At 66.8% G+C, this 12,483-nt stretch carries 19 protein-coding genes and 2 tRNA genes; 15 read left to right on the top strand and 6 right to left on the bottom strand.

Features of this window, described 5'->3' with window-relative positions; genetic code table 11:
- From VGF12_RS01030 to VGF12_RS00965, 15 genes are all read left to right on the top strand, one after another.
- Nucleotides 1-1,917, top strand: a 1,917-nt coding sequence (locus VGF12_RS01030; protein ID WP_331174188.1) for a DNA cytosine methyltransferase, incomplete at its 5' end; no start/stop codon positions are given.
- A complete protein-coding gene (locus tag VGF12_RS01025) occupies nucleotides 1,914-2,186 on the top strand; it encodes a hypothetical protein (protein WP_331174187.1) in 273 nt (90 codons plus the stop codon). The genes VGF12_RS01030 and VGF12_RS01025, both read left to right, overlap by 4 nt.
- A complete protein-coding gene (locus VGF12_RS01020; protein WP_331174186.1) occupies nucleotides 2,183-2,857 on the top strand; it encodes a J domain-containing protein in 675 nt (224 codons plus the stop codon). The genes VGF12_RS01025 and VGF12_RS01020 overlap by 4 nt, the downstream gene beginning before the upstream one ends.
- An 8-nt stretch (nucleotides 2,858-2,865) precedes the next feature.
- Nucleotides 2,866-3,870, top strand: coding sequence for a DUF1376 domain-containing protein (locus VGF12_RS01015; protein ID WP_331174185.1), 1,005 nt, complete (start codon nucleotides 2,866-2,868; stop codon nucleotides 3,868-3,870).
- Complete coding sequence (locus tag VGF12_RS01010) at nucleotides 3,867-4,520, top strand: hypothetical protein (protein WP_331174184.1); 654 nt, start codon at nucleotides 3,867-3,869, stop codon at nucleotides 4,518-4,520. The genes VGF12_RS01015 and VGF12_RS01010 overlap by 4 nt, the downstream gene beginning before the upstream one ends.
- Entirely contained in the window at nucleotides 4,517-5,002 is a 486-nt protein-coding gene (locus VGF12_RS01005) for a recombination protein NinB (protein WP_331174183.1), read from the top strand. The genes VGF12_RS01010 and VGF12_RS01005 overlap by 4 nt, the downstream gene beginning before the upstream one ends.
- Nucleotides 4,999-5,166 carry a hypothetical protein gene (locus tag VGF12_RS01000; RefSeq protein ID WP_331174182.1) on the top strand — a complete coding sequence of 56 codons (168 nt, stop codon included), beginning with the start codon at nucleotides 4,999-5,001 and terminating at the stop codon, nucleotides 5,164-5,166. Before VGF12_RS01005 ends, VGF12_RS01000 begins: the two co-directional genes overlap by 4 nt.
- A complete protein-coding gene (locus VGF12_RS00995) occupies nucleotides 5,163-5,462 on the top strand; it encodes a hypothetical protein (protein WP_331174181.1) in 300 nt (99 codons plus the stop codon). Before VGF12_RS01000 ends, VGF12_RS00995 begins: the two co-directional genes overlap by 4 nt.
- Entirely contained in the window at nucleotides 5,459-5,926 is a 468-nt protein-coding gene (locus VGF12_RS00990; RefSeq protein ID WP_331174180.1) for a hypothetical protein, read from the top strand. The genes VGF12_RS00995 and VGF12_RS00990 overlap by 4 nt, the downstream gene beginning before the upstream one ends.
- Entirely contained in the window at nucleotides 5,923-6,171 is a 249-nt protein-coding gene (locus VGF12_RS00985) for a hypothetical protein (protein WP_331174179.1), read from the top strand. Before VGF12_RS00990 ends, VGF12_RS00985 begins: the two co-directional genes overlap by 4 nt.
- Complete coding sequence (locus tag VGF12_RS00980; protein WP_331174178.1) at nucleotides 6,168-6,386, top strand: hypothetical protein; 219 nt, start codon at nucleotides 6,168-6,170, stop codon at nucleotides 6,384-6,386. Before VGF12_RS00985 ends, VGF12_RS00980 begins: the two co-directional genes overlap by 4 nt.
- Nucleotides 6,383-6,619 carry a hypothetical protein gene (locus tag VGF12_RS00975; protein WP_331174177.1) on the top strand — a complete coding sequence of 79 codons (237 nt, stop codon included), beginning with the start codon at nucleotides 6,383-6,385 and terminating at the stop codon, nucleotides 6,617-6,619. The genes VGF12_RS00980 and VGF12_RS00975 overlap by 4 nt, the downstream gene beginning before the upstream one ends.
- Nucleotides 6,616-7,194 (top strand): hypothetical protein, encoded by a 579-nt coding sequence (locus tag VGF12_RS00970; RefSeq protein ID WP_331174176.1) that lies wholly within the window; start codon nucleotides 6,616-6,618, stop codon nucleotides 7,192-7,194. Before VGF12_RS00975 ends, VGF12_RS00970 begins: the two co-directional genes overlap by 4 nt.
- Nucleotides 7,191-7,445, top strand: a complete 255-nt coding sequence (locus VGF12_RS26210; protein WP_414709959.1) for a DUF4224 domain-containing protein — start codon at nucleotides 7,191-7,193, stop codon at nucleotides 7,443-7,445. Before VGF12_RS00970 ends, VGF12_RS26210 begins: the two co-directional genes overlap by 4 nt.
- 3 nt (nucleotides 7,446-7,448) lie before the next feature.
- On the top strand, nucleotides 7,449-8,540 hold the full coding sequence (locus VGF12_RS00965) for an integrase (RefSeq protein ID WP_331174175.1): 1,092 nt from the start codon (nucleotides 7,449-7,451) through the stop codon (nucleotides 8,538-8,540).
- 93 nt (nucleotides 8,541-8,633) lie between these two features.
- On the opposite strand, the gene VGF12_RS00960 is transcribed toward VGF12_RS00965, so the two are convergent.
- From VGF12_RS00960 to VGF12_RS00935, 6 genes are all read right to left on the bottom strand, one after another.
- Nucleotides 8,634-8,709: transfer RNA gene (locus VGF12_RS00960), tRNA-His, on the bottom strand.
- Between the two features lie 28 nt (nucleotides 8,710-8,737).
- Nucleotides 8,738-10,651 carry a peptidylprolyl isomerase gene (locus VGF12_RS00955; RefSeq protein ID WP_331174174.1) on the bottom strand — a complete coding sequence of 638 codons (1,914 nt, stop codon included), beginning with the start codon at nucleotides 10,649-10,651 and terminating at the stop codon, nucleotides 8,738-8,740.
- Nucleotides 10,652-10,757: 106 nt separating this feature from the next.
- Nucleotides 10,758-10,833, bottom strand: a tRNA-Val gene (locus VGF12_RS00950).
- Between the two features lie 25 nt (nucleotides 10,834-10,858).
- A complete protein-coding gene (locus tag VGF12_RS00945) occupies nucleotides 10,859-11,131 on the bottom strand; it encodes an HU family DNA-binding protein (RefSeq protein WP_056201680.1) in 273 nt (90 codons plus the stop codon).
- Between the two features lie 230 nt (nucleotides 11,132-11,361).
- A complete protein-coding gene (gene pgsA / locus VGF12_RS00940; protein WP_331174173.1) occupies nucleotides 11,362-11,928 on the bottom strand; it encodes a CDP-diacylglycerol--glycerol-3-phosphate 3-phosphatidyltransferase in 567 nt (188 codons plus the stop codon).
- A gap of 147 nt (nucleotides 11,929-12,075) precedes the next feature.
- The coding region (locus VGF12_RS00935) for a hypothetical protein (protein WP_331174172.1) at nucleotides 12,076-12,483 on the bottom strand (408 nt) is incomplete at its 5' end.

The following is a 12,483-nucleotide window of genomic DNA, read 5'->3' as shown; positions in this document are numbered from 1 at the left end:
ACCTTCAATGGCGCTCTACTGCACGAGCCGCATACGATCGCCAACAAGCAGGGCCGGCCCTTTCAGGTCTTTACGCCCTATTGGCGATATTGTCTCACGCTGCCGGTCGACGCACCCGCCAAGCTCGACAATGGCGTGTTCTCCAAGCGCCTGGGCGTGCCGGCGACCACGCTGGACCTGGCCGACCGCAGCCAGTACATCGCGATCAATGGCCGCGAGCCACCGCCTGGATGGAGCGAGGCCACGCCTGACGACATCCGCCGCGCAGCGCACGGTGTCCGCCCGGACTGCTGCTTCATCTCGGCGCCCTGCAAAGGGATGAGCGGCCTGCTGCCCAAGGCGATGAGCCTGCTGCCCAAGTACGTCGGCATGAACGGGCTCAGCCAGCGCGCGCTGTACCTGGCGCTGGAAGCCTGGGTTGACGACCCCGTGCCTTTGTTCGTGCTGGAGAACGTGCCTCGCATGCTGACAGCCGGGGGCGGCGAGTTCGCGGACGTGCTCGTGCGCATGTTCCAGGCCTACGGCTACGCGGTGCAGAAGACCGTGCACGACTGCGGCGAGGTCGGCGGCCTGGGCCAGTCGCGCAAGCGCTGCTTGATCGTGGCGCGCCATCTGGCCAAGGTTCCCAACTACCTCTACGAGCCGCCGAAGCGGCCGTTGCGCTCTGTCGGCGACGTCCTGTCGAAGCTCTGGCTGCCGGGTGACGCAGAGGCAGGCCCGCTGCACCGCGTGCCCTCCCTGGCCTTCAAAACCTGGGTGCGCTTGGCCTTCGTCGAGGCTGGCAGCGACTGGCGCTCCCTCAACAAGCTGGCCGTCGAGGATGGCCAACTGCGGGACTACTTGCTGGTGCCCGAGAACACCCACCACGGCGTGTACGGCGTCCAGCAGTGGAGCGAGACGTCGGGCACCGTGACGAGCCGCAGCATGCCGACCACCGGCAATTTCTGCGTGGCCGATCCGCGCGCTGCGTCCAGCCGCGAAGGCACCGGCTTCCTGGGCGTGCAGGACTGGGACGGCACCAGCGGCACAGTGACGGGCAACAGTCGTCCTGGCGCAGGCGCGTTCAGCGTTGCCGATCCGCGGCACGCCGATGGCGCAGCGCAGTTCCAGCAGTATGGCGTGGTGGCGTGGGACAAGCCCACCGGCGCCGTCATCAACGTGAAGTCACCCGGGCAGGGCAGCTTCACGGTACAGGACCCGCGGCACCGCGGGCCGGCGAAGCACTCGAACGAGTTCCGCATCGTCCGGTGGGACCGCGCCACAAATACGGTGACCAGCGCGCACGGCACCGGCCAGTGTGTGGCCGACCCTCGGGCCGCGACGACGTTCGCCGGCAAGGGCAAATACCGCATCACCGGCTTCGACGAGCCGGCCGGGACGGTGATCGGCGCCAGCACAACCGGCCAGGGCGCATTCGCCGTGCAGGACCCGCGCAGCGGCATGGACGGCGACCGTGGTGCCTACCTGACCGGTGGCCACTACGGCGTGCTGCGCATGGACGAGTCGGCCGGCGCCGTCAGCGCCTCGGCGTGCCACGACAACGGCCGCTGGTCTGTCGCCGACCACCGCATGCCGGCGCCCAACGACAAGCTGGTGTGCCGCATCCGCGCGCTGGACGGCACCTGGCACCGGCCGTTCACGACTCTGGACCTCTCGGCCCTGCAGAGCCTGTTCGACCCGGAAGACCCGGCCGACATCGCCGCGTTCACCGACGCCTACGTGTCCAACGCATCGAGCGACAGCGTCTACCGCGAGTGGACCGGCAATGCCGTGCCCTCGGACTCGGCCCAGGCCATCGCCGAGGAGATGCTGCGCACGCTGATGCTGGCCGATGCCGGAGAGACGTTCCAGCTGAACGCCACGCCGGTGTGGGTGCGGCCGTACATCGCTGCGCTGCAGCTCGGGGAATCGGCATGACATGCGCCGGAACCCGCGCCCGCGAGCGCTTCTTCGAGAACATGCAGGCCGTGGCCGTCGGCGCCAAGCTCGCGCGTCGTTCGGTCGAGTGGACCGTCGTCAAAGCAGTGCGCCGCGAGACCAGCATCGACCTGACGCTTCGCAGCGGTCACCGCGAGTTCGTCGCCAGCGTGATGGTCAGCCACTACGGGCCAGACCTTCACTGGGCTGATCTGCACCCCGTGGCCAACGCACCAGCGCAGCGCGAGCTGCAGGGAATGGCTGCATGACGCCCGACTATTACGAAGTCCTCGGCGTCTCTCGCGACGCCACCCCTGACCAGGTCAAGGCCGCATTCCGCCGGGCCCGCAGCGCAGCTCACCCTGACCGCCACGGCGGCAGCGAAGAGGCGATGAAGCTCGTCAACCTGGCGCACGACTGCCTGACCGACCCCGAGCGCCGAGCGATCTACGACGCAACCGGCGTGGATCAGCCCAGCGGCGACCAGGTCAAAGAGCTGACTGAGCAACTGCTCGACAAGCAGGCTTCGGACTCTCTGCGGATGCTGCTTGCCCAGTTGATCGAGGAACTGGACGGCTGGGAGCTGCTGGACACAGCACGCAAGCTGACCGCTGACCAGATCACCAAGTTGCAGCGCTCGATTGGCCAGGCCAAGGGCCGGGTGCAGAAGCTGACGGCCAAGCTCGGCCGCGTGCGCGTGAAGTCAGGTACCAATCTCGTTGAAGAGGTGATGCAGGCAGCCATCGACAAGGCGAACACCCAGGTCGAGAACGATGAAGCAACGCTGCGCATCGTGCAGCGTTGCCAGCAGCTGCTGGGCGACTACGACGCGGACAAGCCGTTGCCGCGCTCACCTCTCGCTGGGGCGCAACAGAAGGCCTATGGCGACCCGATGCACGCGCGCTTCCAACAGTTCTTCGGTGACCGAGGCAGCTTTTGACCGAGCCGATGACGCCCGCCAACTGCGACCTGCAGGACTTCCCGTTCATGCCCTTGGACGTTGCGCGCCTGCGCGACTCCGAGCTGGCGTCGAACGAGACGCCCGAGGCGTGCTGGGCTGCAGTCCTGCTCTGGGCCGCGTCGTGGCACCAGATCCCCGCGGCATCGATGCCCAACGATGACAAGTGGATTGCCAAGACCGCCGGCTACGCGCTGCGCGGCAAGATTGATCGGGCTTGGTCGGGCGTGCGCGCCGGTGCCATGCGTGGCTTCGTCGAGTGCAGTGATGGCAGGCTGTATCACCCCGTCGTCGCCGAGAAGGCCCGCGAAGCCTGGCAGGCCAAGCTGCGCCAGCGCTGGAGCACGGAGTGCGGCCGGATCAAGAAGCACAACGAGCGCCACGAGGGTGCCAACGTGCCAAAGCCAAACTTCGAAGAGTGGATCGCGGGCGGTTGTGTCACCGGGAATCCGCTGTTTGTCCCTGGGGACACCGGTGGCACTGGCGGGGGACATCCCGGGGAAACGCCCTCCAAGAGACAGGGAGAGGGACAGGGACAGGGACAGGGACAACCTAGTTCCGCTCCTGACGGAGCGGCCGACCCGTCGGCTGTGGACAAGTCCCTGAACGCGGAAGAAAGGCGAAAGCTCTGGGCTGACGCCGGCACCTGGCTGGTCGCCAACGGCCAGACCACCGGCGACGCCAAGGCGTTCATGAACACGGTGGCCAAGGACTTCCCCGCCGTCGTGGCCGAGGCCTTCCGCGAGGCCATCAAGACCGAGGCGCCAGTCGATCCAAAGGCCTTCGTCCTGGGCGTCGCCAAGAGGCTTGCCGGCCAACGCTCGGCGCCGATCACCCAACCCAGCGATGCCGCGGCGAAGACAGCCGCCGTCGTGGCCGCAGAGAAGGCCAGTTGGACCCCCGAGGCCCGGGAGGCGGCCGACACGGCTCGCCGCCAGGCCATGGAACGAGAACAGGAACGGCGCCGGCTGGCCGCCGAAGGAGCAACGACATGACCCCGCGCCGCCACACCGGCTGCCGCCTTGGCCTCATCGGCTACGCCACGATCCTGCGCGATCTGAAGCTCAAGCCCATGACGGCCGATGGACTGGCCGACAAACACGGCCTGACGAGGAACCGCGCCTACAAGGTTCTGCGCAGCCTGCACGCGGTCAAGCTGGCGCGCATTGACCGTTGGAAGCTCCACGATTGCGCTGGTACCCGATACCAAGCCGTCTGGGGGTTCGGCGGCGCACAGGACGCGCCGCATCCCTCGCCCAACTTCGCCGGCTTCGGCGAGCCCAGTAAGAACCTCGGCGCTACGGTCATCACGCTGTCCTACCTGTTGCGCGAATTGGTTCGGTCCACCTGCCAGCGCCAACTGGTCGAGGCCACTGGCTCGGACACCCAGCTGATCTCCAAGTTTCTGCAGCACGGTGAGGCCATCGGCCTTTGCCACATCGCGCGCTGGCAGTTTCAGCGTGGCGGAGTGACAGCGTTCTGGCGCCTGGGCAACGCGCCTAGTGCCCCTCGCCCCGAGCCGAAACCCCGCAGTCAGATCAGCCGAGAGCACGGCGAGCGCCGCAAGCTGCGTCGCCAGCAGCGCGCGACCTTCAAGGCGCTGACCCACAAGATCGCCCAGCCCTTCGGGGGTCTGCTGCCATGACACAGCGCATCGTCGCAAAGGCCAGCACCCAGCAGGAACTGCGCGCCGAGTTCCAACGGGCCTGGGTGTGGGCTCAAGAGCAGATTGCAGCGGGAAACACGCTGGCGATGGAGTTCGAGCACGCCAAGTCGCGCGAGCAGGAACGGCTGTATCACTCCTGCTTCAACGACCTGGCGCGGGACTGCCTTTACGCCGGCCACAAGGTACCCGCCGAAATCTGGAAGCGCGGCCTGCTGCAGGCGTTCTACGAGGCCACCAAGAGCGACCCGGACTTCGCCGACGACTGGCGCAAGCGCAAGCCCCGGCTGATCCCGACGCTGGAAGGCGATGGCATGTTCATGCTGACCATCGAGTCCAAGCGCTTCACGAAGAACCTGGCCAGCGGGTTCATCACCTTTGTTCATAGCGTGGGCGATCAGCGTGGGGTGCGGTGGAGCCGCACGAGCCTGGGCCGTGACGTGCCTGACGAGGCCGTGGCATGACCCGCGGCGAACACCGCCTGAGCATCGCGGCCGGCCTGCTGGGCCTGGCCCCGGGTGCCGACGTCATGACGGCAATCGACAGCCTGCCGGAGCAACAGCGGCACGAGCTGCGCGGCCTGGTGGACTGGGTCGAGCAGTACGACCTAGAGGACGCACTCGGATGAAGCGCCTGACCATCGGAATCGACTTCGACGACACGTTCACGGCGGACCCGGACCTGTGGCGCCGGTTCATCGGCGACGCCCAGCGCTCCGGCCACGTTGTCGTGTGCGTCACGGCCCGCCGCGAGCCGCCGGACTTCAGCCGCAGCCCTCGCCTTCCCGACAGCGTGCAGATCGTGTGCGCTGGCCAGGACTGGAAGCGGCACGCCGCCGCCCGCGCCGGCTTCAACGTCGACATCTGGATCGACGACATCCCCAGCCTCATCGAGCCCAGCCGTGTGCTGGATTTCGGTCAATGAAGCGCTCCGCCCCCATGAACCGCGGCAGGGGCTTCAAGCGCCCCGAGCGCGAGCGCGTGCCTCAGCCGGTCTACAAGCTGGCCAGGCCCTGCAGCGCGGCCGTCATCAGCACCACAGCCACGCCAGTGCTGAAGCTCAACCCCGTCCGCAGCGAGCCCTATCGCCGCCTCGTGGCCGCCCTGCCCTGCATCCGCTGCGGAATCGAGCAGCTGAGCCAGCACGCCCACGGCAACTACGGCAAGGGCATGGCACTGAAGACCTGCGACCTGTACAGCTTCCCGCTGTGCGCTGACCAGCCGGGCCGCGTGGGCTGCCACACCGGACACGACCAGGGCGCTTTGCTACCCCGCGAGATCCGCCGCGAGGTGGAAGCCGAGTGGGCGCGCCGCACGCTGCTGGGCATCGTCGCCGAGGGCAAGCTGCCGGCCGGCCTGAGCGTGCCCGTCTGGGCGGAGGCGTCATGACCATCGCTGACCTGGCCCGCGAGATCGTCGATTTCTGCTCGCCCGCGGAGCGCACCCACCTGGACCTGCAGCAGCGTTTCGCCCATGCAGGCGTTGAAGGTCAACGAGCCGTGTGGCACGCCATCGACAGCGGAAAGCTGAAGCGCTGGAGCGTGCCCGATGGCTGGCGCTACCGAGCGGTGTTCGACGGCGTCGACATCGACCGCGTCCACCGAGTGCGTCGCCCCGGGGAGGTCGCCCAGTGATCCGCTGCTCCGTCTGCCGCCGCCAACTGCTGGCCACGGCCGTGCCTGGCCGCTGCATCGGCCCCAAGTGCGCCCGCGACCTGGGCCTGCATGTCAACAGCATGCCGCGCGCCCGGACCTTCGACCTTCGCCACACCGATCCCAACCCGGCCCAGCTCGACTGGGTCACCCAATTCAACGCTGGCCACCTGGCCGGAGAAAGAACCACGTCATGAGCACGTCCTTCCTGCTCAACGCAGAGAACACGCTCGGCGCGTTGAAGGCCCAGATCAACGTCGAGCTGACGAAGGCGGCCGAGCCCGTCATCCAACGCGCGCTGGCGGAGATCGAAGCCGAGATGCGCAAGAAGCTCGCCGCCAACCTGGTGGCCCTCATCGACCGCAGCTACTCGATGACGACCTACGGCGACGTCCTGACCATCAGCGTCAACCGGGGGCCGCGCGCATGAACGCGGCCCTCGAAGACCGCCCCACCCTGCCCGAGCGCTACGCCACGGCCACGGCCAGCGGCGACCTCACCCCGCGCCTGGCGGGCCTCACGGACGCCGACATCCTGCTGGCCGCCGGCATCGCGGCGAGCAAGGACTCCCGCCGCATGCTGGCGCTGAAGGTCTACCGCATGGGCGTGAGCGGCAGCCTGGACGGCCTGCTCGACGTCACGGTCGGCGCCGATGCCATGCTGCGCGAGCACATGCGCAAGACTCACCAGAAGCCGATGCCCGCGATGGCTCGCCAGCAACTGATCGTCGACACGCTGAACTGGTGGCTCAAGCCGACGTGCGGCTACTGCAACGGCACGCGCTTCGTGGAGGCGATGGTCGACGGCACCGACGAAGGCGCCGGCCGCCTGACGACGAAGGCCTGCGGCGGCTGCCACGGCACCGGCAAACGCCCCCTCGCCCGCGAGGTGCCCCAGCAACTGAAAGGCCTTGCAGAGTGGCTGGCCGGCGAACTGGACCGCCTAGTTGCACTGATCCACGCCGAGATGGCCAAGCTGCTCGGGCAGCGCCTGGACTTGCCATGACCGAAGCGACCCTCGAACGCACTGCGCACCGGTGCATGACCGCCGACGAACTGACGGAGGTCACCGGCTTCCGCAGCCCCAGCCGCCAACGGCAGTGGGTGCGCGATCATCTGGGCATTGAGCCAGCGCCTCGCGCGGACGGCCGCCCCAGCATCACGTGGGCGGTCTACGAGCAGGCCCGGCTTGCTCGACTGAACGGAGCCCCCGCTGACACCTCGCGCCGAGAGGCGCCGCCAAACTGGAACAGGTAAGCCATGGTGAGGACGCGTGATCGCAAGTCAGCCGAGGGCCTGCTGCCCAGGATGGAAGCCATACCCGGCAAGAAGAAGACCCTGTATCGGTACCACCCTGTCGGTCAGAAGCCGATCTCCCTGGGGCATGACCGGCTGGAGGCCTGCAAGCGCGTGCTGGACATGCTTGGCGAAGCTCCAGACCACGGCACTGTCAAATGGGTCTGGGGTAAGTACCAAGAGAGCAAGAGGTTCCTGCGCCTGGCGGAGTCGACGAAGGACGACTATCGCCAGTGCTCCATTCCGATCCTGGCCTGCTTCGGTCACCGCCGCCTCGCAGGCATCGACGCGCCGATGATTGCCTACTACGTCCGGGAGCACCGCAAGGACGCCGAGGTCCGGGCCAACCGCGAGAAGTCCTTGCTCTCCAACTTGTTCGCCCATGGCATCGACCTGGGCGTGTGCAAGGAAAACCCGGCCAAGCAGGTCCGACCGAACATCGAAGAGCCGCGCACCGAGGCGCCTGACGCGGCAGTGCTGCAGCGATTTCTGGTGTGGGTGGCCAGGCAGACAGCACAGCAGCGCATCGTCGGACTTGCCGCTGAGTACGCAGCTCTGGCGGGCAACCGAAAGGCGGAGTTCCTGGACTTGGTCTGGCCCCAGATCGACCGGCCGGCCAAAGAGGTGCGCGACCAGGTACTTTCAGGCGCGGTCGAGGCCAGCCTGGGCGTGGTGCGCGTGAAGCGCGCGAAGCAGCGCGGCAAGAAGCGCGGCGAGGTCATCGAAGAGATCAAGATCAGCCCGGCCCTCAACAGCTGCCTGGACCGACTCGAAGCCATCCGAACAAACCGGGAGTGCCTGTACGTCTTTCCGACGCGCGGAAACAACGCCTACACAGCCAGGGGCTTCAAGGCGATGTGGCAAAAACTGATCGTCAAAGCCGTCGAGAAAAACATCGTCCCGGCTGACGAGCGGTTCACCTTCCATGACCTGCGCGCGTTCTACGCGACGGTCCACAAGGACACCACTGGCACGCTGCCAGATCTGCACAAGAACCCGGCGACTACGGCCCAGGTTTACGACCGAACCAAGATCGTCCGGCGCGCTTCAAACTGATCGCCAAATTCCAAAGTTTGGAATTTTCAGCGCTTCAGCGAGCAGAAATGAAAACGCCGACAAAGCTAAGTGCTTGTCGGCGTTAGTTTTATTTGGGGTGGCTGATGGGACTCGAACCCACGACGACAGGAATCACAATCCTGGACTCTACCAACTGAGCTACAGCCACCGCAGAGCCAAAAAGTATAACCTAAAAATCAGGGTGCGCTGGCGGCGGAGGCCGGGGCAGCAACTTTGATGGTCGCCTTGTACTGGGATTTCAGCGCGGCCAAATAGGCCTGTGCCTCGGCGCGCGCCCAGGCGCTGGCGTACTGCTGCGCGGCCCGCTTCTCGTCGATGACGGCGGCATCGCGCGGGCGCAGCTGATTGATGCGCACGACGACATAGCTGCCGTCGTCGGATGCAACACCCAGGGCCACCGGAAGCTTGGTCGCGTCGGCACCGAGTACAGCCTCGAGTTGGGCGCGCGACAGGGTCTGCGGCATGGGGCGCGACACGGTCATCGCAGCTTCCAGTCCGGCAGTGTCGGCCGGGTTGGCCTTCAACGCGGCCACACGGGCTTCGCCGGCCTTCTTCGCCTGCTCGGCAGCGAGCTTGCGGACGAGTTGCTCACGCACCTTGTCCTTCACGTCGGCCAGCGGTGGCACGCGGGCTGGGCTGTGCTGGGTAACGTGGGCCGACACCAATTGGCTGGGACCGGTCTCGACCGCTTCTGTGTTGCGCTTGTTGCGCAGGGCCTCGACGCCGAAGACAGCATCCAGGAGCTTGGGCGAGGCCAGCGGACCGATGGCGCCCGGCTGGGGCTGGCGCTGCACGGTGGCGGTCTGGATCTGGAGCTTGAGCTTGTCGGCCGCGGGCTGCAGGCTGTCCGACTGCTCGTAGACGAGGTTGCCGAACTGCTCCGCAGCTTCCGAGTAGCGGCGCTGGGCCAGTTGCTTGCGCACCTCGGCCTCGACCTCGGCCCGCACTGTCTCGAAGGGCTTGTGCTCACCGCCGCGGGTGCCCGTGAGCTGAATGATGTGGTAGCCAAAATCGGTCTCGACGACGTTGCTGATCTCGCCCGGCTTCATCGCGTAGACGGCCGCATCGAACTCCTTGACCATGGCGCCGCGGCTGAAGAAGTCGAGGTCGCCACCATTGGTCGCCGACCCCTCGTCCTGGGAGTTCTTCTTAGCCAGCGCGGCAAACTCGGCCGGGTTCTTGCGCACCTGGGCGAGGATTTCCTCCGCCTTCGCCTTGGCCTTGGCACGCTCTTCGGCCGGGGCGCTGCGCTCCACCTTGATGAGGATGTGGCTGGCGCGGCGCTCTTCGGGCACGCCATAGCGCGACTCGTTTTCCTTGTAGTAGTTCTTCAGGTCGTCTTCGGTGAACTTGACGTCCTTCTTCAGCGCCTCGAGGTCGAGCACGACGTACTGGATCTGCGCCGTCTCGGGCAGCTGGAACTTGGCAGCGTTGGCCGGTTCCTTGTAGAACGCGTCGATGTCGGCGTCGCTCGGATTGACCTTGGTGGCGAAATCCTTGATGTCGAAATGCTGCAGCTGCACCTCGCGCTGCTGCAGCAGCGAGTCAAACGCCAGCTTGGGCGCGGCGGTGCCCACGGCCACGGAGCTCTCGATCGGGGTCGTGACCTGGCGCAGGGCGTAGTCCTGGCGCAGGCGCTCCATAAAGATGGAAGGCGTCATCCCCTGCGCCGCCAGCAGGCCCTTGTCGACCGTGCCATCGGGGTTGCGCAGGAAGGCGAACTGCGGATCGTTCCAGAAACGCGCGTTGACAGCTTCGGCGCTGAGCGTGAAGTGCTGCTGGTCGGCCGCAGCCTTGAGCGTGCGCTCGTTGACCAGTTGGTCGAGCGCCGCCCGCTTGACCTCGGGGGTGTCGAGCAGCTTGGCGTCGACCGTCGGGTTCTGACGGCGGATGCGGTCGGCCTGCTCGCGCTGGGCGGCGTCCCATTCGGCCTGGGTGATCTTGCGGCCGTTCACGGTGGCCACGCCAGCGTTGGCGCCATCCATCATGCTGGTGTAGCCCTGCATGCCGACGAAAGCGAAGGACGGCAGGATCAGGATCAGCAGGATGAACTGAAATAGGCGCGTGTTGGCGCGGACGAATTCAAACATCTTCGGGAAGCCTTGAGAGGTCAGACGCGACGAAGGCGAACCATGGTTCGCCTTCGAGGGGAGCTGCATTCTAAGTGCGATGCAGCAGACGCCGCCGGGAGGCGGGTGGTGGGCGCTGACGGGCTCGAACCGCCGACAATCTCCGTGTAAGGGAGGTGCTCTACCAACTGAGCTAAGCGCCCGGGGATTCCGGGACCGGCCGGAAGGTCAGTTCACGGCGTCCTTGAGTGCCTTGCCGGGTTTGAACTTGGGGACCTTGGCCGATTTGATCTTGATCGTATCGCCAGTGCGCGGGTTGCGGCCGGCACGTGCCGCACGCTTGGTGATGCTGAAGGTACCGAAGCCCACCAGGGAAACGGTGCCGTTCTTCTTCAGCGTCGTCTTGACGCCGCCGATCACGGCTTCGAGCGCACGGCCAGCGGCGGCCTTGGAGATGTCGGCCTGCTTGGCGATGTGCTCGATCAATTCGGACTTGTTCACTCGTGCCCCCTCAAGAGGATTCATCGGACGGTTGAGCCCTGCAGCCTTGGTGGGCATGCAGGACTGCGATGCAGATGTCGATCCCGCGCACTGCGCAGCCCGTGACAGGCCGGTTGACGCGGCCAGGGCGCGCGCGGGGAAGCGGATTCTAGACGCGCGTCCGGTGGTGGGCGGGGCGGGAAAAGTCCCGATACAACTCGTTGTCCGGGTTGCTGCCGGACGTCGTCCACCTAACGCGCCTTGGCGCGGATCTCCGGCACGGCCTTCTGCAGGTAATAGACCATGGACCAGATCGTCAGCACGACGGCCGCATAGATCAGCCAGGTGCCCCAGAGCCGTGTCGGGATGAGGCCGAAGAGCTGGCCGTCATAGAGCAGGAAGGGGATGGCCACCATCTGCACGGTGGTCTTGAGCTTGCCCACCATGTGCACGGCGACGCTGCGCGAGGCCCCGATCTGCGCCATCCATTCGCGCAGCGCCGAGATGGCGATCTCGCGGCCGATGATGACGAGGGCCACGAAGGCGTCCACGCGCTGCTGCTCCAGCAGGATCAGCAGGGCCGAGCAGACGAGGAACTTGTCGGCCACCGGGTCTAGAAAGGCGCCGAAGGACGAGGTCTGGTTAAGTTTGCGGGCCAGGTAGCCATCCAGCCAGTCGGTCAGCGCGACGACGATGAAGAGGATCGTCGCGAACAGGTTCTGGTGCGCCGGCGCCAGCCCGAGGTGGAACACGCCGACGATCAGCGGGATGGCCACGATGCGGGCCCAGGTCAGCAGGGTCGGCAGCGTCAGGAACATGTCAGTGCCCGCTCGGCCGCCCGGAGGGAATTGGAGCCCCGGCGGCGGGCTGCGATCGATGAGAACGTGGGGGCGAACATGTCACGATTGTGCCCAAGGCCACGCCCCTGTCTCGGCGGCGAGGTGCGGGGCTGTGGCGAGAAGGTGTCAATTGAGGCTGAGCGGCTTGAAGCGCCGGTCCTCCTCGAAGAGGAAGGTCTCGGTGAACTTCCAGGGCTGAGGCATGCGCCGCACGTCGCCGAATGGCGCGGCCCGGTGGATGGCGTCGATGGCCAGCTGCAGCGTCTCCGGCGCAAACCTGGGCTTGCGCACCACGTTGACGCGACGCACGCTGCCGTCGGCCTGGACCTCGATCTCCAGCACGACCAGGGTCAGCAGATGGGTCGGCGCGGGCGTCATGAAAGTGCCGTCGGGGTTGGCCATGACCAATCGCTCGGCCGCCTGGCGGCGCAGCTCTTCCGGCGTGCGAACGGCTCGGGGTGCCGGCAGCCCCGGCGGCTTGGGGGCGGCCATGACGGCCGGCGACGGCAGCGGCGCGGGGACAGCGACAGGCGT

Source organism: Roseateles sp., assembly GCF_036404855.1.
GTDB lineage: Bacteria > Pseudomonadota > Gammaproteobacteria > Burkholderiales > Burkholderiaceae_C > Pelomonas.
This window is presented reverse-complemented; position numbering and strand designations above follow the sequence as displayed.